This window comes from Schlegelella aquatica (assembly GCF_026013905.1).
GTDB classification, from domain to species: domain Bacteria; phylum Pseudomonadota; class Gammaproteobacteria; order Burkholderiales; family Burkholderiaceae_C; genus Caldimonas; species Caldimonas aquatica.
In genome coordinates this window covers 2,169,992-2,190,871 of record NZ_CP110257.1, presented here as the reverse complement: position 1 = coordinate 2,190,871, position 20,880 = coordinate 2,169,992, and the positions used below count along the sequence as shown (strand labels likewise).

The following is a 20,880-nucleotide window of genomic DNA, read 5'->3' as shown; positions in this document are numbered from 1 at the left end:
CCAACCGGGCCGCACTGCTTTCCGGCCTCGGGTATTCTCGCGGGTTTTCCCTCTGCCAGCCCCATGGCCCGCCTCGCTGCCTTCTTCTCCGACAGCCGTGCCCTTGCCCGGCTCGCCGCACCCATCGTCTTGTCCCAGGTCGCGTTCGTCCTGATGGGGCTGATCGACACGGTCATGTCGGGTCATGCCGGGGCCGAGGAGCAGGCCGTCGTCGGGTTGGGCGTGGCGTTGTGGATCCCGGTCTTCATCGGGCTGATGAACGTGGTGCAGGCGGTCAGCCCCCTCGTGGCCCATCACCATGGGGCCGGCGACTACCGCGCCATCGTGACCGACACCCGCGAGGCGATGTGGCTCGCGGTGTGGGCGGGGCTGGTGCCACTGGCTCTGCTGCCCTTCGTCCCCTCGTTGTTGCGCGGTGCCGGCATCGCACCGGGGCTGGCCGACAAGACCACGCTGTTCCTCTACGGCATCGCCTGTGGCCTACCGGCGGCCCTCATGTTCCGGGCGCTCGCCTTCTACTCCGCGAGTGTCAATCAGCCCAAGCCGATGATGGTGCTCGCCTTTCTCGGGCTCGGCATCAACAGCTTCTTCAACTGGGTGCTGATCTACGGCCACTTCGGCTTCCCCGCACTCGGTGGCGCCGGCTGCGGCTGGGCCACGGCCATCGGCATGTGGAGCGGCCTGGTGGGGCTGGTCTTGTGGACTGCCTTCGCGCGGGCCTACCGGCCCTTTCGCGTCTGGAGCGGTGGCTGGAGTTGGCCCACCTGGCCAGGCCAGAAGCGGCTGCTGAAGCTCGGCCTGCCGATGGGGGGCGCCGGGCTCGCCGAGGTGGCGGCGTTCGCCGGCATCGCGGTCCTGGTGGGCCGGTTCGGCGCAGTGCAGATCGCGGCGCACCAGGTGGCTCTGAACTTCGCCTCGCTGCTCTTCATGCTGCCGATGGGCATTTCCTCGGCGCTGGCCATCCAGGTCGGCCACCGGCTGGGCGCGGGCGATCCGTATCAGGCCCGCAGGATCGCTTGGACGGGCGTCGCGCTCGGTCTGATCGTGGCCGCCGTCGTGGTCGGGCCGGTCGTGCTGTTGCGCCACGAGATCACGGCTGTCTACAGCAACGACCCGGGGGTGCGTGCCCTGGCCGCTTCGCTCCTGCTGTGGGCGGCCCTGTGGCAGTTCTTCGATGCGACGCAGGTCTGTGCCATCGGTGCGTTGCGCGGCTACAAGGTCACGCTGATGCCCATGGTGCTGATGCTCGCCGCCTTCTGGCTGGTGGGCATCCCGCTCGGGGCCTGGCTCGGCTACGACGGCGGGTTCCTCGCCCGCCCGCTGGAGGTGCACGGCTTCTGGATCGGCTTGGTGGTGGGCCTCCTGCTCGTCTCGGTCGGGCTGGTCTGGGCCTTGTGGGCGGTGTCCGAGGCGGCGGTGCGCGAGCGCTCGGCCGTCGTGGGGCAGGGGGCGGCATGAGCAGTTTCCCGCCTGCACTCACGCCGGAAGGCGGCCGAGCGCCGCAGGAAGCGGCGCCGACGGCGCAGCCGTCGGCCTCACGGCCGGTGGCCTGGGTCGACTTCGCCGCGCCGTGCGAGGGCGCCGAGCCCGTGCGCGGCGTGTTCGTCCAGCCCCTCGCCGTCCACCAGGCCTGTCGCCCCGAGGAGGTGGTCGCGGTGCTGCAGGCGGCCGAGGCGGCCGCGCGGGCGGGGCGGTGGTGCGTGGGCTACGTGGCCTACGAGGCGGCGGCCGCGTTCGATCCGGCCTTCGAGGTGCACGAGCCCGCCACGGGCGGGCTGCCGCTCGCGTGGTTCGCCGAGTTCGAGGCCCTCGAGCCCTGGCCGACGGCGGCGGGCCACGGCGGTTACGAGCCCCTGCATTGGGCCAGCCGACTGGGCGCGGAGGCCTTTGCGCGCAACATCGCGCGCATCCACCAGGCGATCGCCGACGGCGAGGTCTACCAGATCAACTACACCTCCCCGTGGACCACCCCGTTCCAGGGGGACCCGCTGGCCCTGTTCCATGCGCTGCTGGGGGCCCAGCCCCAGAGCTACGCCGCTTGCCTCGACACCGGTGCAGGCCACGTGCTGAGCCTCTCGCCCGAGCTGTTCTTCGATTGGCGCGATGGGCGTCTGCTGACGCGCCCCATGAAGGGGACCGCCCCACGGGGCGAAACCCCCGAGGAGGACCTGCGTCGGGCCGAGGGCCTGCGCACCCACGAGAAGGAGCGCGCCGAGAACCTGATGATCGTGGACCTCATCCGCAACGATCTGTCGCGGCTGGCCGAAGCGCACAGTGTGCGGGTGCCGCGCCTGTTTCACACGCAGGCCTGGCCGACGGTCTGGCAGATGACCTCCGACGTGGTCTGCCGCACACGGCCGGGCACGACGCTCGTCGACGTGTTCCGGGCGCTGTTTCCGTGCGGCTCGGTCACCGGCGCGCCGAAGGTGCGTGCCATGCACTGGATCCACCGGCTGGAAACCGAGCCTCGAGGGGTCTATTGCGGGGCGGTGGGCCTGCTCCAACCCGGGGGCGTCGCGACGTTCAACGTCGCCATCCGCACCGTCGAGGTGGGAGGGCAACAGGCCCGCTGCGGGATCGGCAGCGGCATCACCGCCGACGCCCGGGCCGCCGCGGAGTACGAGGAATGGCGCGTCAAGCGGGGCTTCCTCGAGCGGGCGGCACGGCCCTTCCAGCTGCTCGAGACGATGCGAGTGAGCGCCGGCCAGGTGGCGCGCTGGGCTTACCATCGCGCGCGCCTCGAGCGCGCCGCGCAACACTTTCGCTACCCCTGGGCCGCCGACCGCATCGAGCGTGAGGTCTCGGCCGCGGCCTCCATCCTGCGCGAGGGCCGGCTGCGGCTGCTGCTCGGGGCCGACGGGGCGCTCGCGCTGGAGCCGGGCCCGTTGCCCGTGACGCCGCCGCGGCCCGTGGTCGTGCTCGCGCGCGAGCCGATCGACGGCTCGAGCGAGTTCGTGCGCCACAAGACGACACGTCGCGAGCACTACGAGCGCCTCGCGCTGGAAGAACCCGCAGTGTTCGACACCCTCCTGTGGAACGCTCGCGGGGAACTGACCGAGTTCACGCGCGGCAACGTGGCTGTTCGCATCGAGGGGCAGTGGTACACGCCCCCCGAGTCCTGCGGCCTGCTGCCCGGAGTCATGCGTCAGTCCCTCATCGACGCGGGGAAGCTGCTCCCGCGTGTCCTGCGGCGCGAAGACCTGCGCCGAGCGCAAGGGCTGGCGTTCGTCAACAGCCTGCGCGGCTGGGTCGGCGTGACGCTGGAAGACCGCCCCGTGCGCCAGCGGCGCTGAGCCCACAGCGCCGCGCCTTTCCGGCACGGCGAGCACAAAAGAAAGCCCCGCGGGCCTGGACGGCGCGCGGGGCAGTGCCACGGCCCGGCGTCGGCCGGGCGGGCCCGATCACTTCTGGCTCAGGATCCACTGCACCAGTTGCTTGGCCTCGGCCTCGCTCACCTGCGGGTTGGCGGGCATCGGCACCTGGCCCCAAGCACCCGAGCCTCCCTTCAAGACCTTCTGCGCCAGCTTGTCCACCGCGTCCTTCTGGCCGGCGTACTTGGCAGCCACGTCCTTGTAGGACGGGCCCACCAGCTTCTTGTCGACGGCGTGGCAGGCCATGCAGTTCTTCTGCTGCGCCAGCTGCTGGTTGGCGAAGGCGGGAGCGGCAAACGCCGCGGCGCAAGCGGCGGCGAGGGCAACGACGTACTTCATGGCGTCCTTTCGTTCGACGTGGGGTTGGTCATGCCGGCCGTCGCGGCCACCGCGGGCTCGACGGTCGATTGGGGTACATTCCCTCAACGGATTCTAGTGGGACGGGTTGACACGCGCTCGGTGCACCGGGCGCCGTGCAGGAGAAGAATCGCATGTGGTTCGTGGCGTTGGGCCTGCTTCTCGTGCTGCTCAAGTGGGCAGAGTTCGGAGTGGTGGCCAGTTGGTCGTGGTGGGCCGTTCTGGCGCCCTTCGGCGTCGCCGTGTTGTGGTGGGCGTGGGCCGACGCCTCCGGCTACACCAAGCGCCAGCAGATGCGCAAGATCGAGGAGCGCGTCGCCGAGCGCCGGAAAAAGAACCTCGACGCGCTGGGCCTCAAGGAGCGTCGCCGGCGCTGAGCGGACGACCCGGCCCCCCCTCCGAAGGCGAGGCGGCCGGGCATCCCGCCCGTGCTCAGAAGGCGTCGAGCACCGCGCCCGTGCTCGCGCTCGAGGCGTTCTTCGCGAACTTCGCCAGCACGCCGCGCGTGTAGCGGGGCGGCGGCGGCGTCCACGCGGCGCGCCGGCGCGCCAGTTCCTTGTCGCTCACGTTCAGCTGCAGCAGCAGGCGGTGGGCGTCGATGGTGATGGAGTCACCCTCCTGCACCAGCGCGATCGTGCCGCCCACTGCGGCTTCCGGCGCCACGTGGCCCACGACCATGCCCCACGTCCCGCCCGAGAAGCGGCCGTCGGTGATGAGCCCGACCGACTCGCCCAGTCCCTGGCCGATCAGCGCGCCGGTGGGTGCCAGCATCTCGGGCATGCCCGGGCCGCCCTTGGGCCCCAGGTAGCGCAACACCATCACGTCACCCGCCTTGATCTTGCCGTCCATGATGGCCTGGAGCGCCGACTGCTCGTCGTCGAACACCCGCGCCGGGCCGGTGATGGTGGGGTTCTTGAGACCGGTGATCTTGGCCACTGCTCCCTCGGTGGCGAGGTTGCCGCGCAGGATGGCCAAGTGTCCCTCCGCATACATGGGGTTGGAGATCGGGCGGATCACGTCCTGGTCGGCGCGCGGCTCAGAAGGCACGTCCGCCAGGTTCTCGGCCACCGTCTTGCCGGTGATGGTCATGCAGTGGCCGTGCAGCAGCCCGGCCTCGAGCAGGATCTTCATCACCTGCGGGATCCCGCCGGCGCGGTGCAGGTCGACCGCCAGGTACTTGCCCGAGGGCTTGAGGTCGCACAGCACGGGCACCTTCTTGCGCACGCGCTCGAAGTCGTCGATCGTCCATTCCACGCCAGCCGCGTGTGCGATGGCGAGGAAGTGCAGCACCGCGTTGGTGGAACCGCCGATGGCCATGATCACCGCCACCGCGTTCTCGATCGACTCGCGCGTGACGATGTCGCGCGGCTTGAGATCCTTCTTGACCGCCTCGACCAGCGCGCGGGCGGAGGCCTTGGTGCTTTCGATCTTCTCGTCGTGCACGTTGGCCATCGTGGAGGAGTAGGGCAGGCTCATGCCCAAAGCCTCGAAGGCCGAGCTCATCGTGTTGGCGGTGTACATGCCGCCGCACGAACCGGTACCGGGGATGGCGCGGCGCTCGATCTCGCAGAAGTCCTCCTCGCTCATCTTGCCGGCCGAGAACTGGCCCACGGCCTCGAAGACGCTCACGATGTTCAGATCTTGCCCTTTGTAGTGGCCGGGCAGGATGGTGCCGCCGTACACGTAGATGGCCGGCACGTTGGCGCGCAGGATGCCCATCATGCCGCCCGGCATGTTCTTGTCGCATCCGCCGATCACCAGCACGCCGTCCATCCACTGGCCCTGCACGCAGGTCTCGATGCAGTCGGCAATCACCTCGCGCGAGACGAGCGAGTACTTCATGCCCTCGGTGCCCATCGCCATGCCGTCGCTGATCGTCGGCGTGCCGAAGACTTGCGGGTTCGCCCCCGCCTGGCGGATGCCTTCCACCGCGGCGTCGGCCAGCTTCTGCAGCCCGGCGTTGCAGGGCGTGATGGTGGAGTGGGCGTTCGCGATGCCGATCATCGGCTTGGAGAAATCCTCCGCCTGGTAGCCCAGGCCGTAGTACATCGAGCGGTTCGGCGCGCGGGCGACGCCCTCGGTGATGTTGCGGGAGCGGCGGTTGTAGCTCATGGAAGCCTCGTGGGGAGGAGAAACAGGTCAGCCCGCGCAGTATGCGCGCAACCGGTCTTCTGTTCCAATATATCTTCGATCCACGACTGATTCGCTGTGTATATCAATGGAACTGAGGCAACTCCGGCAGTTCGTCGCAGTGGCCGAGGAGTTGCACTTCGGCCGGGCCGCGGCGCGGCTGCACATGACACAGCCGCCCCTCACGATGGCGATTCGCCAGCTGGAATCCCTGCTCGGGGTGCCACTGTTCTTGCGCACGCGGCGCTCGGTGCGCTTGACCGCGGCCGGCGAGGCCCTGCTCCCTCGTGCTCGTCGCTTGCTGGCCGAGGCCGAGGCCCTGGCGCCTTTGGCCCGCGCCGCCGCGCAGGGCGCGCTCGGTCGGCTGCGGCTGGGCTTCGTGTCCACCATCGGATTCGGCCCTCTGCCGGGCTGGCTGAAGTCGTTCCGGGAGGCGAACCCCGGCGTCGAGCTGGCCCTGCAGGAGGCCACGTTGGACGTGCAACTGCAAGCGTTTGCCGCCGGTACGCTCGATGCGGGCTTCGTGCTGCACGCGCCGGGCGCCGTGCCGCTCGGCTTCCAGGCGCTCAGCGTGCTGCGTGAGCCGCTGGTGCTGGCCGTGGCGCGCGACCACCCGCTCGCGGGGCGGCCGCGGCTGGCATTGCGCCAGGTCCTCGGCGAACCGCTCGTGATCTTTCCGAGGGAGATCACCCCCTCCCTTTATGATGCGGTGCTTTCGCTTTACAGCGCCCGGCGCATCGCGCCGCGGATCGCGCAGGAAGCCATCCAGATGCAGACCATCGTCAACCTCGTGTCGGCGGGCATGGGCGTTGCGTGGGTGCCCGAATCCGTCACGCGTCTGCAAAGGCCGGGCGTCACGTACCGGCCCATGCGAGCCGCGGCGCTGGCGTGCGAGACGAGCCTCATTTGGACGGCCTCGCCCGCCCCGGTGGTCCAACGCTTCGTGGACCACGTGCGGGCGCATGTCTGACATTCGACGACCAAGGATCTCCGATGCTCGTGCATCCCCAGTTCGACCCCATCGCCCTGCGGCTCGGCCCGGTGGCCGTGCATTGGTACGGCCTGATGTATCTGGTCGGCTTCGGGCTGTTCATCTGGCTGGCCGGCAAGCGGGTGCGGCAGCCGTGGTACGCACAGGCAGGATGGACGCGCCGTGACGTGGAGGACTTGCTGTTCTTCGGCGTGGTCGGCGTCATCCTCGGCGGCCGGCTCGGCTACGTCCTCTTCTACAAGCCCGAGTACTACCTCGCGCATCCGCTGGAGGTGTTCGCGGTCTGGAAGGGGGGGATGGCCTTTCACGGAGGGCTGCTGGGGGTGCTCGTGGCGATGGGCGTTTACGCCTGGAAGCGGCAGCGCCGCTACTTCGAAGTCACCGACCTGATCGCCCCCTGCATTCCGACGGGGCTTGCGGCCGGTCGCCTGGGCAACTTCATCAACGGAGAGCTGTGGGGACGACCGGCGGACCCGTCGCTGCCGTGGGCGATGATCTTCCCGCAATCCGGCACCGATGTCCCCCGTCACCCGTCTCCCTTGTACCAGTTCGCCCTCGAAGGGCTGCTGCTGTTCGCGCTGCTGTGGTGGTATGCCCGCAAGCCGAGAGCCACGGGGCAGGTCTCGGGCGCGTTCCTCGTCGGCTACGGCGTCTTGCGGTTCGCGGCAGAGTACTTCCGGGAGCCGGACGACTTCCTCGGCCTGCTCGCGCTGAACATGAGCATGGGGCAATGGTTGAGCCTGCCGATGGTCGTGATCGGCGCGCTCATCTGGTGGCAGGCCGCTCGGCGTGAAGATGCGCTGCGCGTGCCGTCCTGAGCCGGGTGGCCGAGCTCGCATCGGAGCGCCGCTTCGGCATCGCGGCCCGCGGGCGCGGGCCGCCGGGGGGGAATCGATCAGGAGCGGCGGATGTCGGGGGTGCCCAGCGCACGGCGCAGCCAGGGCCAGGCGAACGCGCTGCGCAAGAGGGTCGGTGCCTGAGCGTCGCTGAGACGCTCCTGCAGCACGCCCCGGTGGTCGAGTTCGGCGAGGAACTGTCGCACGAGCTCTCGGCTCAAGCCGCTGTTGCGCACGAGCTGCGAGAAGGGCACGAAGCCTTGCGACATCTGATGCAGCATGCGCTGATAGGCAGTGCGCTGATAGCTCGCGGGCAGTTCGGGCCACCCTGAAAGCTTGTATTCCTTCATTGTTCCAACGACTCGTCCTGAAGTGCGAAGGCAGGAACGCCAGCACTCTTGTGGTTGTTTTTCCCACCGGGCTGCGCAGGCTACCCGCTCCCGCAGCCCCTGCCTAGAGGATTGGCGCTGAGTCTCGTGCAAACCCCGAGATAAAAATGTGACAAAACGCAGCGTCTGCGCATTGCGGGGCTGCGGGCTCTGTCCAGGCGGCCCCGTGTGGTGCGGGCGATACACTCTCGCCATGTTGATCCTCGGTGTCGAGTCTTCGTGTGACGAGTCGGGCGTGGCGCTGGTCGAGGCCCGCGGGGAGGGTGTCCCGCGCCTGCTGGCGCACGCGCTCCACAGCCAGATCGAGATGCATCAGGCCTATGGGGGCGTCGTACCCGAACTGGCGTCGCGCGACCACATACGCCGTTTGGTGCCACTCGCGCGAGAAGTCCTTGCCCGTGCGGGTTGCGCGGCCAGCCAGATCGACGTCGTCGCCTACACCCGCGGCCCAGGGCTGGCCGGTGCGCTGCTGGTCGGCGCCGGCTTGGCGTGCGCGCTGGCGGCAGCCCTCGACCGGCCGGTGCTCGGCGTGCACCACCTCGAGGGCCATCTGCTGTCGCCCTTTCTCGGCGCCGATCCGCCGGAGTTCCCGTTCGTCGCGTTGCTCGTGTCCGGCGGGCACACCCAGTTGATGCGCGTCGACGGGGTGGGCCGGTACGAGACGCTCGGTGAGACGATCGACGATGCGGCGGGTGAGGCATTCGACAAGTGCGCCAAACTCCTGGGCCTGGGCTATCCCGGTGGCCCTCAGTTGGCGCGCCTGGCCGAGTTCGGCGACCCGGACGCCTTCGATCTGCCCCGGCCGCTGCTGCACAACGGCACGCTGGACTTCTCTTTCGCCGGCCTCAAGACCGCGGTGCTCACGCAGGTCAAGCGCCTCGGCCCGAATGTTTGCGAGCAGGACCGCGCAAATCTCGCGGCCGCCACGCAAGCGGCCATCGTCGAGGTGCTGGTGAAGAAGTCGCTGACCGCCCTGCGCCAGACCGGTCTGCGGCGCCTCGTGGTCGCGGGTGGGGTCGGGGCCAACAAGCTCTTGCGCGAGCAGCTCAACCGAGCCTGCGAGCGGCGCGGTGTCCGAGTGCACTACCCGGAGCTTGCCTTGTGCACCGACAACGGCGCCATGATCGCCCTGGCCGCCGCCATGCGGCTCCAGGCAGGGCAGGCCCAGGCGAGCAGGGACTACGCATTCGACGTGTGGCCCCGGTGGGCGCTCGAGGCGGCCTGACTCCCTACAATCGCGCCTTCGGCGGCGCGGCCGCCTGCGTTCCGCCCCACGCGCCGTCGGCTCCTGCGCTCTTTTTTTCTTCCCATCGACAGCCGGGTCGCGCCCTTGCGCGCCGCGCTGGTCGGTCGATCTCAGGGTCGTAGGTCTCATGCAGCTTCTTTCTCATACGTGGTGTGCCGCGTCGCGGTCCGTGGCTCGGCGGTACGTCGTGGGTCTCGTGGTCGCGCTGCTGGCAAGCCTCGTGGGCGCCAGCGCCGCGGCTTCCCCCGCCCGCGCTGCTCGGGTCGAGCCGATCCGCCTTGCCCTGATCGAGGGGCTGTCGGGCAGTTTCGGCAACGCCGGCGAGGCGGTGTTTCGCAACCTGGTGTGGGCGGCCGAGCGCATCAACGCCCGCGGTGGTGTGCGACTGCCGGACGGCGCCCGTCCGCTGGAGGTGCTGCGTTTCGACAGCAAGGGCACGCCGGAGGAGGCGCTCGCGATGCTGCGTGCGGCCGTCGACCAGCGCATCGCCTTCGTGCTCCAGGGCAACAGCTCCGCCACGGCGGCCGCCCTCGTCGACGCCATCAACAAGCACAACGAGCGCGAGCCGGGGCGGCGGGTGCTGTTCCTGAACTATGCGGCGGTCGACCCCGTCCTCACGAACGAGAAGTGCAGCTTCTGGCACTTCCGGTTCGACGCCCATGCCGACATGCGCCTGGCCGCGCTGATCGACGTCCTGGCAGAAGACCGCTCGGTAGGCAAGGTCTATTTGATCGGGCAGGACTACAGCTTCGGCCAGCACGTCGTGCGCAAGAGCCGGGAACTCCTCACGCAGCGCCGCCCGGAGATGCAGATCGTCGGAGAGGAGCTGCATCCCCTGGGCCGCGTCAAGGACTTCCTGCCTTACGTGGCCAAGATCAAGGCGAGTGGTGCACAGGCAGTGGTCACCGGCAACTGGGGCAACGACCTGACTTTGCTGGTCAAGGCGGCGCGCGAGGCGGGGCTCGAAGCCCGGTTCTATACCTTCTATGGCAACGCGTTGGGCGTGCCCGCAGCCCTGGGGGAGGCCGGGGTGGGCAAGGTCCTGGCGGTGGCCGAATGGCACCCGAATGTCGGCACCCCGAGTTCCGATGCGTTCTACCTGGCTTTCCGTCAGCGCTTTCCCCAGCCGGCGGATGACTATCTGCACATGCGGATGCAGGCGATGATGGAGATGCTCGCGCAGGCGATGGAGCGCGCCGGCTCTGCCGAGCCGCTCGCCGTGGCGCGGGCGCTGGAAGGCGCTCGACTCGACGCCAAGCCGTTGCAGGGGGTGCACCAGGGGCTCATGCGCGCGGCCGACCACCAGTTCATCCAGCCCCTCTACGTGAGCGTCATGCAGCGGGCCGGCTCGGCCGGCGTGCGCTTCGACAACGAGGGTTCGGGCTACGGCTTTCGCACCGTGCGCTTCCTGCCTGCGGCCGCCACGCAGCCCCCCGCACGCTGCCAGATGCGCCGTCCATGATCTACGTGGCGGTTTCCGAGGGCCGGGCGCCGTTTGTCCTATAATCCCCGGGCTTTGCTGGTCGAGGCACCGTCCGAGGGGCGGCGTTCCTCGCGCTGGCCAAGCCAAGCACGGCACCGGTCGGTTTCACCGGTGACCGCAAGTCGAACCGAAGCCGCTCGCCTGCAGCGCCGTGTCGCCCGCAGGCGGTGGCTTCCATTCAGGAAGCTCACCATGTCCATCGCCGACATCAACAAGGCCGAGATCATCAAGGCCAACGCGCGCGGGGCCAACGACACCGGCTCCCCGGAAGTCCAGGTTGCTCTGCTGACTGCTCGCATCAACGAGCTGACGCCGCACTTCCAGCAGCACAAGAAGGACCATCACGGTCGCCGTGGCCTGCTGAAGATGGTCAACCGCCGCAAGCGCCTGCTGGCCTACCTGAAGGACAAGGACGCGGACCGCTACACCGCGCTGATCCAGAAGCTGGGCCTGCGCAAGTAAGGTCGAACGCATGACGAGGAGCCTGTGTGGATCGTCCTGCACAGGCTCTTTGTTTTTTGGAGCAAGGCCAGCCGCGAGCGTTGCTGTGTCATTCCAGGGGGGTTGCCGCGCAGCCCCGCTGGAATGGCATCCCGCTCGGCGACCGAGCTCCAGGGCCGGCGCGCCGCCTGAAGGGCGCGCGACACACTGGAGACATCCATGAGCATCTTCAACAAAGTCACCAAGACCTTCCAATGGGGTCAGCACACCGTCACGATGGAAACGGGCGAGATCGCCCGCCAGGCCACCGGTGCGGTGCTCGTGAACATCGATGAGACGGTCGTCCTCGCCACCGTGGTGGCGGCCAAGGAGGCCAAGCCCGGCCAGGACTTCTTCCCCCTGACCGTCGACTACATCGAGAAGACCTACGCCGCAGGCAAGATCCCCGGCAGCTTCTTCAAGCGCGAAGGCAAGCCCAGCGAGTACGAGACGCTGACTTCTCGCCTGATCGACCGCCCGATCCGCCCGCTCTTCCCGGACGGCTTCTACAACGAGGTGCAGGTCGTCGTGCACGTGCTGTCGCTCAATCCCGAGGTGCCGAGCGACATCCCGGCGATGATCGCCACCAGCGCCGCGCTGGCGATCTCGGGCATCCCGTTCAACGGCCCGATCGGTGCCGCGCGCGTGGGCTACATCAACGGCGAGTACGTGCTCAACCCCGGCAAGACGCAGTTGACCCAGTCGCGCCTCGACCTGGTCGTGGCTGGCACCGAGGCGGCCGTCCTGATGGTGGAGTCCGAGGCCGACCAGTTGCCCGAGGACGTGATGCTCGGCGCGGTGGTGTTCGGCCATGAGCAAGGCAAGATCGCCATCGAGGCGATCCACGAGCTGGTGCGCGAGGCCGGCAAGCCCGAGTGGGATTGGCAGCCGCCCGCCAAGGACGAGGCCTTCATCGCCAAGATCAACGAGCTGGCCGAAGGCAAGCTGCGCGCCGCCTACCAGATCCGCTCCAAGCAGGCACGCACCCAGGCGGTGCGCCAAGCGTATGCCGACGTCAAGGCCGTGCTCACCGCCGAAGGGGCCGAATTCGACGAGGCCAAGCTCGACGGCCTGTTGTTCGAGCTGGAAGCGCGCATCGTGCGCAGCCAGATCCTGGCGGGCGAGCCGCGCATCGACGGCCGCGACACGCGCACCGTGCGCCCGATCGAGATCCGCACCGGCCTCTTGCCCCGCACGCACGGCTCGGCGCTCTTCACCCGCGGCGAGACGCAGGCGCTGGTCGTCGCCACTCTCGGCACCGACCGCGACGCGCAGATCATCGACGCGCTGTCGGGCGAGTACGCGGACCGCTTCATGCTCCACTACAACATGCCTCCGTTCGCCACCGGCGAGACGGGGCGCGTGGGCAGCCCCAAGCGTCGCGAGATCGGTCACGGCCGCCTGGCCAAGCGCGCGCTGATTCCGGTGCTGCCGGCCAAGGACGAGTTCGCCTATTCGATCCGCGTGGTCTCCGAGATCACCGAGTCCAACGGCTCGTCGTCGATGGCCTCGGTGTGCGGCGGCTGCCTCGCCCTGATGGACGCCGGCGTGCCGCTCAAGGCGCACGTGGCCGGCGTGGCGATGGGCCTCATCAAGGAAGGCAACCGCTTCGCGGTGCTGACCGACATCCTGGGTGACGAGGACCACCTCGGCGACATGGACTTCAAGGTGGCCGGCACCACCACCGGCGTGACCGCCCTGCAGATGGACATCAAGATCCAGGGCATCACGAAGGAGATCATGCAGGTCGCCCTCGCGCAGGCCAAGGAAGCGCGCCTGCACATCCTCGGCAAGATGCAAGAGGCGATCAGCGGCTCGCGCACCGACGTGTCGCAGTACGCGCCGCGCCTGTACACGATGAAGATCAACCCGGAGAAGATCCGCGACGTGATCGGCAAGGGCGGGGCGACGATCCGCGCACTGACCGAGGAGACCGGCACGACGATCGACATCGCCGAAGACGGCACCATCACCATCGCCTCCACCGACGTCGCGATGGCCGACCTGGCCAAGAAGCGCATCGAGGAGATCACCGCCGACGTCGAGGTGGGCAAGATCTACGAGGGCGCGGTCACCAAGATCCTCGACTTCGGCGCGCTGGTGAACCTGCTGCCGGGGCGCGACGGCCTGCTGCACATCAGCCAGATCGCCAACGAGCGCGTGAACAAGGTCACCGACTACCTGCAGGAAGGCCAGATCGTGCGCGTGAAGGTGCTCGAGACCGACGAGAAGGGCCGCGTCAAGCTGTCGATGAAGGCCATTGCCGAGCGCCCCATCGCGCCCGCTGCCGAGCAGCAAGAGCAGCAAGAGCAGCAGTGAGCGAGTGATCGCGCGGCGTCCTGTGGGCGCCGCGCGCTCCAGAAGGATCACCGATGCGAGCCATCGAGATCACACAGTACGGCGGGCCGGAGGTGCTGCGGCCTTGTGAGCGGCCCGACCCCGCGCCCGGCGCGGGCGAGGTGCTGATCCGCGTGCGCGCCAGCGGCGTGAACCGGCCGGACGTGCTGCAGCGCAAGGGGCACTACCCCGTGCCACCCGGCGCCTCGGACATCCCGGGCTTGGAGGTCGCCGGCGAGATCGTCGCGGGCGATGCTGCGGCAATGGCCGAAGCCGGCTTCAAGCTCGGCGATCGCGTCTGCGCGCTGGTGCAAGGCGGCGGCTACGCGCAGCTGTGCGTCGCCCCCGTGGGGCAGTGCCTGCCCGTGCCCGCCGGCTGGACGGACGTCGAGGCCGCCGGCTTGCCCGAGACCTTCTTCACCGTGTGGTCCAACGTGTTCGATCGCGGGCGCCTGCAGCCGGACGAGACGCTGCTGGTGCAAGGAGGCACGAGCGGCATCGGCGTCACGGCGATCCAGTTGGCCAAGGCCTTCGGTGCCACCGTCATCGCCACGGCGGGCAGCGACGAGAAGTGCAGTGCCTGCCTCAAGCTGGGCGCGGACCACGCCATCAACTACCGCACGCAGGACTTCTCCGCCGAGACGCGCCGCCTGACCGCCGAACGCGGCGCGGACGTGATCCTCGACATGGTCGCGGGCCCCTATGTGCCGCGCGAGCTGGAATGCCTGGCGGACGATGGCCGGCTGGTCATCATCGCACTGCAAGGCGGTGCCCGGGCCGAGGTGGATCTCGCCTCGCTGATGCGCAGGCGCCTGACGATCACCGGCTCGACCTTGCGGCCGCGCCCCGTGGCCTTCAAGCAGGCGATCGCCCGCGCGCTGCGCGAGCGGGTCTGGCCTTTGCTCGAGGCGCGGCGCGTGCAGCCGGTGATCTTCCGCACCTTCAAGCCGGAGGAGGCGGCGCAGGCCCATGCGCTGATGGAGTCCAACCAACACATCGGCAAGCTGCTGCTGGTGTGGTGACCCGAACAGAACAACCCCAGCCTATTCGAACTCGCATGTCTGAACGTCGCTCCCTCGTCGTCGGAAACTGGAAGATGCATGGCAGCCGGGCCGCCAACGCCGGGTTGCTCGCCGGCTTGCGCGCCGCCGAGCCTTACGCCTGCGAGGTGGGGGTGTGCGCGCCGTTTCCCTATCTGGCCGATTGCGTCGAGGCGTTGCGCGGCACGTCGATCGGCACCGGCGCGCAGGACTGCTCGGTCCACGAGCAGGGCGCCTATACGGGTGAAGTGTCGGCGGCGATGCTGGCCGACGTGGGGTGCCGCTACGTCATCGTGGGGCATTCCGAGCGCCGCGCCTACCATGCCGAGTCGGATCAACTGGTGGCCCTGAAAGCGCGTGCCGCGCTGGGGCACGGGCTGGTGCCGATCGTGTGCGTCGGCGAGACGCTTGCCGAGCGCGAGGCGGGCGAGACCGAGGCCGTCGTCCGCCGTCAACTGGGCGCGGTCATCGACCTCCTCGGGGCCGACCTCGTGCGCATCGTCGTGGCGTACGAGCCGGTATGGGCGATCGGGACGGGCCGCACCGCCACCCCCGAGCAGGCGCAGGCCGTCCACGCCGCGATGAGGGCGCAACTGCGCGAGGCGGCGTCTTCGGCGCAAGGCGTGCGCATCCTCTACGGGGGCAGCGTGAAGCCCGACAACGCGGCCTCGCTGTTCGCTCAACCCGACATCGACGGTGGCCTGATCGGGGGCGCGTCTCTCAAGGCGGCGGACTTCATCGCCATCTGCCGCGCCGCAGCCTGAAGCCCCTCGACCCTTCATCCATACGTATTCCTTCGGAGATCTTCGATGCAGTTTCTGACGACCCTGATCCTCGTGGTGCAGATGCTCACCGCGCTGGCCATGATCGGCCTGGTGCTGATCCAGCACGGCAAGGGTGCCGACATGGGCGCCTCCTTCGGCAGCGGCGCTTCTGGCAGCCTCTTCGGCGCGACGGGCAGCGCCAACTTCCTTTCACGCACCACCGCTGTGTGCGCGACGATCTTCTTCGTGTGCACGCTGGCCCTGGCTTACCTGTCGTATTCCCGCTCGGCTGCTCCCGAAGGCGGTGCGAGCGTGCTGGAACGCGCAGCCCAGCCTGCGCCTGCCGCCTCGGGTGCCGCCCAGATCCCGGCTGCGCCTGCGGCTCCGGCCCAGCCCCCGGCCTCCGGCGCGGCTCAGATTCCCACGCAGTGAGGCTCGAGCCAGTTTTTGATTGAGATAAGGGTTTTTTCGAGTTAGAATTCAAGGCTGCTCGGTAAGCAAGACCCTCACGCAAACCGAGTGCCCCGGCCTGAGGGGCGGCTCCTGGGAGCGAGTTCTCCTTGAGCCATCTCAGCAGGTCCGTGATGCCGACGTGGTGGAATTGGTAGACACGCTATCTTGAGGGGGTAGTGGCGAAAGCTGTGCGAGTTCGAGTCTCGCCGTCGGCACCAAGGATTTCGATTCATCGGTGCGGCCGTCTCCGGGGGTCGCATCGGGCGCCCTGAAAGTGGTCTGAAGGGGCAACCGCAAGGGAAAAGTGGGCGTGCTGGGCAGCGGTGTGTTTCCGCTGAAGACAGCGCGCTTTATTTTTGCCCGGGCGAGCCGGATCTCTGTAGTCTTTCGCGCAGCCAACCCACTCGAGCCACGCGTTCAAGAACATGAGCCTCGACCAGTACCTCCCCGTCATCCTCTTCATCCTGGTCGGCGCTGCGGTCGGCGTCGCGCCCCAGGTGCTCGGCTTCATCCTCGGTCCGCGCAAGCCGGATCCGGAGAAGAACTCGCCCTATGAGTGCGGCTTCGAGGCGTTCGAAGACGCGCGCATGAAGTTCGACGTGCGTTACTACCTCGTGGCGATCCTGTTCATCCTGTTCGACCTCGAGATCGCCTTTCTCTTTCCGTGGGCCGTGGCCCTGCGCGAGATCGGTCCGGCGGGCTTCTGGGCCATGATGATTTTCCTGGGCATTCTCGTCGTGGGCTTCGTCTACGAGTGGAAGAAGGGTGCCCTGGACTGGGAATGACGCGAGGAGCACCGCGATGAGCATGGAAGGCGTTCTCAAGCAAGGTTTCATCACAACCTCGGTCGACAAGCTCGTCAACTGGTCGAAGACCGGGTCGCTGTGGCCGATGACCTTCGGCCTGGCCTGCTGTGCCGTCGAGATGATGCACGCCGGCGCGTCGCGCTATGACATCGACCGTTTCGGCATGCTGTTCCGTCCGAGCCCGCGGCAATCGGACCTGATGATCGTCGCCGGCACGCTGTGCAACAAGATGGCGCCGGCGCTGCGCAAGGTCTATGACCAGATGGCCGAGCCGCGCTGGGTGATCTCGATGGGCTCGTGCGCCAACGGCGGCGGCTACTACCACTACAGCTACTCGGTCGTGCGTGGCTGCGACCGCATCGTGCCGGTCGATGTGTACGTGCCCGGCTGCCCGCCCACCGCCGAGGCGCTGCTCTACGGCATCTTGCAGCTGCAAGCCAAGATCCGCCGCGAAAACACGATCGCCCGCTGAGGAAGGGTTCATGAGCAAGATCGACACCCTGCAGACCCGGCTGCAGTCCGTGCTGGGCGACAAGCTCAAGAGCGTCAAGCTGGCCAAAGGCGAGCTGACGGCCACGGTGGCTGCCGGCGACTATCTCGAGGTGATGCGCACGCTGCGCGATCACCCCGAACTGGCCTTCGAACAGATGATCGACCTGTGCGGGGTGGACTACTCCACCTACGGAGACGGTCGCTACGAGGGGCCCCGCTACGCGGTGGTGGTGCACCTGCTGTCCGTGAGCCAGAACTGGCGCCTGCGGGTGCGCTGCTTCTGCCCCGACGACGAGTGGCCCGTGATGCCGTCGATCAACGACCTCTGGAATGCCGCCAACTGGTACGAGCGTGAAGCCTTCGACCTGTTCGGCATCATCTTCGAGGGCCACCTGGACCTGCGCCGCATCCTCACCGATTACGGCTTCATCGGCCACCCGTTCCGCAAGGACTTCCCGATCACCGGTCACGTGGAGATGCGCTACGACCCCGAGCAGAAGCGCGTGATCTACCAGCCCGTGACGATCGAGCCGCGCGAGATCACGCCGCGCGTGATCCGCGAAGAGAACTACGGCGGCCTGCACTGAAGCCGAGGCGACGATGGCAGAGATCAAGAACTACACCCTCAACTTCGGTCCGCAGCACCCGGCTGCTCACGGCGTGCTGCGTCTGGTGCTCGAGCTCGACGGCGAGGTGATCCAGCGCGCCGACCCGCACATCGGCCTGCTGCACCGGGCCACCGAGAAGCTCGCCGAGACCCGCACCTACATCCAGTCGCTGCCGTACATGGACCGTCTCGATTACGTGTCCATGATGTGCAACGAGCACGCGTACTGCCTCGCGATCGAGCGCCTGCTCGGCATCGAAGTGCCCATCCGCGCGCAGTACATCCGGGTGATGTTCGCCGAGATCACGCGCCTCTTGAACCACCTGCTGTGGCTCGGTGCGCACGGTCTGGACTGCGGCGCGATGAACATGCTCATCTACTGCTTCCGCGAGCGCGAGGACCTCTTCGACATGTACGAGGCGGTGTCCGGTGCGCGGATGCATGCAGCCTACTTCCGCCCGGGCGGCGTGTACCGCGACTTGCCGGACTCGATGCCGCAGTACAAGGTCTCGAAGATCCGCAACGCCAAGGCGCTGGCCAAGCTCAACGAGAACCGTCAGGGCTCGCTGCTCGATTTCATCGAGGACTTCACCAACCGGTTCCCGAAGCACGTCGACGAGTACGAGACGCTGCTCACCGACAACCGCATCTGGAAGCAGCGCACGGTGGGCATCGGTGTCGTGACCCCCGAGCGCGCGCTCAACCTGGGCTTCACCGGACCGATGCTGCGCGGCTCGGGCATCGCCTGGGATCTGCGCAAGAAGCAGCCGTACGACGTGTACGACCGAGTGGAGTTCGACGTGCCGGTGGGCACCAACGGCGACTGCTACGACCGCTATCTCGTGCGCGTCGAGGAGATGCGCCAGTCCAACCGGATCATCAAGCAGTGCGTGGACTGGCTGCGCAAGAACCCCGGCCCGGTCATCACCGACAACCACAAGGTGGCGCCGCCCTCGCGCGTGCAGATGAAGTCCAACATGGAAGAGCTGATCCATCACTTCAAGCTCTTCACGGAGGGCTTCCACGTGCCGGAGGGCGAAGCCTACGCGGCCGTCGAACATCCCAAGGGCGAGTTCGGCATCTACATCGTCAGCGACGGCGCGAACAAGCCGTACCGCCTGAAGATCCGCGCCCCCGGCTTCGCGCACCTGGCTGCGATGGACGAGATGTCCCGCGGCCACATGATCGCCGACGCCGTCGCCATCATCGGCACCATGGACATCGTGTTCGGAGAGATTGATCGATGATCTCGGAAGCCACCAAGCAGCGCTTCGCGCGGGAGGTTGCCAAGTACCCGGCCGATCAGAAGCAGTCGGCCGTGATGGCGTGCCTGGCGATCGTCCAGCAGGAGCAGGGTTGGGTCTCTCCGGAGGCCGAGAAGGAGGTCGCCGACTACCTCGGCATGCCGCCCATCGCGGTGCACGAGGTGGTGACCTTCTACAACATGTACAACCAGCGCCCGGTCGGCAAGTTCAAGCTGAGCGTGTGCACCAATCTGCCGTGCCAGTTGCGCGACGGCAAGAAGGCGGCCGAGCATCTGGCCGCCAAGCTCGGGATCGAACTCGGCCAGACGACGGCCGACGGGCTCTTCACCGTGCACGAGTGCGAGTGCCTGGGGGCCTGCGCGGACGCCCCGGTGATGCTCGTCAACGACCGCCAGATGTGCAGCTACATGACGCCCGAGCGCCTCGACGCCCTGGTCGACGAGCTGCGCGCCGCCGCGAAGCAGGGGGGCAAGTGATGCTGGATCTCTCCAAGTTCCAAGCCACCGGCAACGAGACGTGCTTTCACGGTCGGCACATCCAGCCGCAGATCTACGCCGGTCTGGACGGCCGCAACTGGCGCCTGAAGGACTATGAGTCGCGCGGGGGCTACCAGGCGCTGCGCAAGGTGCTCGGCTTGGATGGCAGCCCGGGCATGACGCCCGACCAGGTCATTGCCGAGGTCAAGGCGTCGGCTCTGCGCGGTCGCGGCGGTGCCGGCTTTCCGACCGGCCTCAAGTGGAGCTTCATGCCCCGTCAATTCCCGGGGCAGAAGTACCTGGTCTGCAATTCGGACGAGGGCGAGCCGGGCACCTGCAAGGACCGCGACATCCTGCGCTACAACCCGCACATCGTCATCGAGGGCATGGCGATCGCCGCCTACGCGATGGGCATCACCGTGGGCTACAACTACATCCACGGCGAGATCTTCGAGGTGTACGAGCGCTTCGAGGAGGCGCTGGAGGAGGCACGGGCGGCCGGGTATCTCGGCCAGAACATCCTGGGCAGCAACTTCAGCTTTCAGTTGCATGCCCACCATGGCTTCGGCGCCTACATCTGCGGCGAGGAGACCGCACTGCTCGAATCGCTCGAAGGCAAGAAGGGCCAGCCGCGCTTCAAGCCGCCGTTCCCGGCGAGCTTCGGCCTCTACGGCAAGCCGACGACGATCAACAACACCGAGACGTTCGCCGCCGTCCCCTGGATCATCCGCAACGGCGGGCAGGCCTATCTGGAGATCGGAAAGCCCAACAACGGCGGCACCAAGATCTTCTCGGTGGTGGGCGACGTCGAGCGCCCCGGCAACTACGAGATCCCGCTCGGCACGCCATTCTCGAAGCTGTTGGAGCTTGCCGGCGGCGTACGCAAAGGGCGCCAGCTGAAGGCCGTGATCCCGGGCGGCTCGTCGGCCCCGGTGCTGCCCGCCCACATCATGATGGACCTCACGATGGATTACGACGCCATCGCCAAGGCCGGTTCGATGCTCGGCTCGGGCGCGGTCATCGTGATGGACGACACCCGCTGCATGGTGAAGTCGCTGCTGCGCCTGTCGTACTTCTACATGCACGAGTCTTGCGGGCAGTGCACGCCGTGCCGCGAAGGCACGGGCTGGCTGTGGCGCATGGTCGAACGCATCGAGAACGGCCGCGGCCGTCCCGAGGATCTGGACTTGTTGAATTCCGTCGCCGACAACATCCAGGGGCGCACCATCTGTGCGCTGGGTGACGCGGCGGCGATGCCGGTGCGGGCGATGCTCAAGCATTTCCGCGACGAGTTCGCCTATCACGTCGAACACAAGACCTGCCAGGTCCCGGCCTACGTCTGAGGGGTTGACCCAAG

Annotated in this window: 21 protein-coding genes and 1 tRNA gene; 19 read left to right on the top strand and 3 right to left on the bottom strand. The window is 68.0% G+C overall.

The window, feature by feature from the left end; genetic code table 11:
* Positions 1–63: 63 nt before the first annotated feature.
* Positions 64–1,458: an MATE family efflux transporter gene (locus OMP39_RS09925; protein ID WP_264891566.1), complete on the top strand. Its 1,395-nt coding sequence runs from the start codon at positions 64–66 to the stop codon at positions 1,456–1,458.
* Positions 1,455–3,293 carry an aminodeoxychorismate synthase component I gene (gene pabB, locus OMP39_RS09920; protein WP_264891565.1) on the top strand — a complete coding sequence of 613 codons (1,839 nt, stop codon included), beginning with the start codon at positions 1,455–1,457 and terminating at the stop codon, positions 3,291–3,293. The genes OMP39_RS09925 and pabB overlap by 4 nt, the downstream gene beginning before the upstream one ends.
* 108 nt (positions 3,294–3,401) lie before the next feature.
* On the opposite strand, the gene OMP39_RS09915 is transcribed toward pabB, so the two are convergent.
* On the bottom strand, positions 3,402–3,710 hold the full coding sequence (locus OMP39_RS09915; RefSeq protein WP_264891564.1) for a c-type cytochrome: 309 nt from the start codon (positions 3,708–3,710) through the stop codon (positions 3,402–3,404).
* Positions 3,711–3,862: 152 nt separating this feature from the next.
* On the opposite strand from OMP39_RS09915, the gene OMP39_RS09910 reads away from it, so the two are divergent.
* Complete coding sequence (locus OMP39_RS09910; RefSeq protein WP_264891563.1) at positions 3,863–4,105, top strand: TIGR04438 family Trp-rich protein; 243 nt, start codon at positions 3,863–3,865, stop codon at positions 4,103–4,105.
* Between the two features lie 55 nt (positions 4,106–4,160).
* Here the strand turns inward: OMP39_RS09910 and ilvD are convergent, their stop codons facing one another.
* Entirely contained in the window at positions 4,161–5,840 is a 1,680-nt protein-coding gene (gene ilvD, locus OMP39_RS09905) for a dihydroxy-acid dehydratase (RefSeq protein ID WP_264891562.1), read from the bottom strand.
* A 106-nt stretch (positions 5,841–5,946) separates the two neighbouring features.
* Here ilvD and OMP39_RS09900 point away from each other — a divergent pair, with 106 nt between their 5' ends.
* Positions 5,947–6,828, top strand: a complete 882-nt coding sequence (locus OMP39_RS09900) for a LysR family transcriptional regulator (RefSeq protein ID WP_264891561.1) — start codon at positions 5,947–5,949, stop codon at positions 6,826–6,828.
* Between the two features lie 23 nt (positions 6,829–6,851).
* A complete protein-coding gene (lgt, locus tag OMP39_RS09895; protein ID WP_264891560.1) occupies positions 6,852–7,667 on the top strand; it encodes a prolipoprotein diacylglyceryl transferase in 816 nt (271 codons plus the stop codon).
* A gap of 77 nt (positions 7,668–7,744) precedes the next feature.
* Here the strand turns inward: lgt and OMP39_RS09890 are convergent, their stop codons facing one another.
* On the bottom strand, positions 7,745–8,035 hold the full coding sequence (locus OMP39_RS09890; RefSeq protein ID WP_264891559.1) for a hypothetical protein: 291 nt from the start codon (positions 8,033–8,035) through the stop codon (positions 7,745–7,747).
* 232 nt (positions 8,036–8,267) lie between these two features.
* On the opposite strand from OMP39_RS09890, the gene tsaD reads away from it, so the two are divergent.
* The 14 genes from tsaD to nuoF all read left to right on the top strand — a co-directional run bounded on the left by tsaD (position 8,268) and on the right by nuoF (position 20,866).
* On the top strand, positions 8,268–9,299 hold the full coding sequence (gene tsaD, locus OMP39_RS09885) for a tRNA (adenosine(37)-N6)-threonylcarbamoyltransferase complex transferase subunit TsaD (RefSeq protein ID WP_264891558.1): 1,032 nt from the start codon (positions 8,268–8,270) through the stop codon (positions 9,297–9,299).
* A 148-nt stretch (positions 9,300–9,447) separates the two neighbouring features.
* On the top strand, positions 9,448–10,782 hold the full coding sequence (locus tag OMP39_RS09880; protein ID WP_425340624.1) for a branched-chain amino acid ABC transporter substrate-binding protein: 1,335 nt from the start codon (positions 9,448–9,450) through the stop codon (positions 10,780–10,782).
* A gap of 213 nt (positions 10,783–10,995) precedes the next feature.
* Positions 10,996–11,265 (top strand): 30S ribosomal protein S15, encoded by a 270-nt coding sequence (gene rpsO, locus OMP39_RS09875; RefSeq protein WP_264891556.1) that lies wholly within the window; start codon positions 10,996–10,998, stop codon positions 11,263–11,265.
* Positions 11,266–11,463: 198 nt separating this feature from the next.
* Positions 11,464–13,602, top strand: coding sequence for a polyribonucleotide nucleotidyltransferase (gene pnp / locus OMP39_RS09870; RefSeq protein ID WP_264891555.1), 2,139 nt, complete (start codon positions 11,464–11,466; stop codon positions 13,600–13,602).
* Positions 13,603–13,655: 53 nt separating this feature from the next.
* The gene (locus OMP39_RS09865; RefSeq protein WP_264891554.1) at positions 13,656–14,642 is read left to right on the top strand and encodes an NAD(P)H-quinone oxidoreductase; all 987 of its coding nucleotides are present in this window, start codon (positions 13,656–13,658) and stop codon (positions 14,640–14,642) included.
* Between the two features lie 35 nt (positions 14,643–14,677).
* Positions 14,678–15,424: a triose-phosphate isomerase gene (gene tpiA, locus OMP39_RS09860; RefSeq protein ID WP_264891553.1), complete on the top strand. Its 747-nt coding sequence runs from the start codon at positions 14,678–14,680 to the stop codon at positions 15,422–15,424.
* A gap of 45 nt (positions 15,425–15,469) precedes the next feature.
* A complete protein-coding gene (secG, locus tag OMP39_RS09855) occupies positions 15,470–15,856 on the top strand; it encodes a preprotein translocase subunit SecG (RefSeq protein WP_264891552.1) in 387 nt (128 codons plus the stop codon).
* Between the two features lie 154 nt (positions 15,857–16,010).
* Positions 16,011–16,095, top strand: a tRNA-Leu gene (locus OMP39_RS09850).
* A gap of 207 nt (positions 16,096–16,302) precedes the next feature.
* A complete protein-coding gene (locus OMP39_RS09845) occupies positions 16,303–16,662 on the top strand; it encodes an NADH-quinone oxidoreductase subunit A (protein WP_264891551.1) in 360 nt (119 codons plus the stop codon).
* A gap of 16 nt (positions 16,663–16,678) precedes the next feature.
* Positions 16,679–17,155, top strand: a complete 477-nt coding sequence (locus OMP39_RS09840; protein ID WP_264891550.1) for a NuoB/complex I 20 kDa subunit family protein — start codon at positions 16,679–16,681, stop codon at positions 17,153–17,155.
* Positions 17,156–17,165: 10 nt separating this feature from the next.
* Positions 17,166–17,762 (top strand): NADH-quinone oxidoreductase subunit C, encoded by a 597-nt coding sequence (locus tag OMP39_RS09835; RefSeq protein WP_264891549.1) that lies wholly within the window; start codon positions 17,166–17,168, stop codon positions 17,760–17,762.
* A gap of 13 nt (positions 17,763–17,775) precedes the next feature.
* Positions 17,776–19,029: an NADH-quinone oxidoreductase subunit D gene (locus tag OMP39_RS09830; protein WP_264891548.1), complete on the top strand. Its 1,254-nt coding sequence runs from the start codon at positions 17,776–17,778 to the stop codon at positions 19,027–19,029.
* Positions 19,026–19,523 carry an NADH-quinone oxidoreductase subunit NuoE gene (gene nuoE, locus OMP39_RS09825; RefSeq protein ID WP_264891547.1) on the top strand — a complete coding sequence of 166 codons (498 nt, stop codon included), beginning with the start codon at positions 19,026–19,028 and terminating at the stop codon, positions 19,521–19,523. Before OMP39_RS09830 ends, nuoE begins: the two co-directional genes overlap by 4 nt.
* Positions 19,523–20,866 (top strand): NADH-quinone oxidoreductase subunit NuoF, encoded by a 1,344-nt coding sequence (nuoF, locus tag OMP39_RS09820; protein ID WP_264891546.1) that lies wholly within the window; start codon positions 19,523–19,525, stop codon positions 20,864–20,866. Before nuoE ends, nuoF begins: the two co-directional genes overlap by 1 nt.
* Positions 20,867–20,880: the final 14 nt, after the last annotated feature.